Genomic DNA, 673 nt, shown 5'->3' with positions numbered 1-673 from the left:
AAAAAAGCGTCTGGGAACTTTGCCATTTGCTCAGACCAAATTGCGTCTATGCGTGCAATATCCTTTAGTGCTCCATCGCTCAGTTCTACTTTTCGACGCGCGCGACAGTTCATCGGTAACTCGTTTCTCAAATCAAAAAAGCCCGAATGCATTTCAGCCGAAATCGCGCGCGCTTTCGCTTTGTCCGCTACATGGCTCGGCCACGCCTTTCCTTGTAGGTACTGCTCGTTCACATATTCCAAAATCGCTAAGGAATCCCAAACCGTAACTTCGCCATCAACCAATGTTGGCACTTTGGCCGTTGGTGTTACGCTCGCCAGCTTGTCGTAGAAGTCTTCAGTAAACAGCGTTAGCTTAGTCACATCCACTTTTAAATCGTATTGAGAAAAAATGAGCCACGCTCGCAATGACCAACTTGAGTAGTTTTGATTCCCGATAAAGAGTTGCATTGTTGCCTCCATGCCAAATGGTGTTGTTATTAATTAAAGCGTGAAATCACAATATCTGATTGTTTTATTTCAAACTAACGGATAGTTTTGATGGAACACTTCAACAAAAACGATGGATAGAAAAGAATATGGATATTGACGCGCTGCGCAGCTTTCTTGCGTTTGTTGAAACAGGCAGCTTCACTCGTGCTGCAAAACAAATCAATCGCACCCAATCCGCGTTT

At 44.1% G+C, this 673-nt stretch carries 2 protein-coding genes; one reads left to right on the top strand and one right to left on the bottom strand.

Features of this window, described 5'->3' with window-relative positions:
• Window positions 1-449: glutathione S-transferase (locus R7E78_RS27140; protein WP_318058748.1), on the bottom strand; the 449-nt coding region annotated here is incomplete at its 3' end.
• A 116-nt stretch (window positions 450-565) separates the two neighbouring features.
• On the opposite strand from R7E78_RS27140, the gene R7E78_RS27135 reads away from it, so the two are divergent.
• Window positions 566-673, top strand: a 108-nt coding sequence (locus R7E78_RS27135) for a LysR family transcriptional regulator (RefSeq protein ID WP_318058749.1), incomplete at its 3' end; no start/stop codon positions are given.

This window comes from Vibrio sp. YT-19(2023) (assembly GCF_033337395.1).
This window is presented reverse-complemented; position numbering and strand designations above follow the sequence as displayed.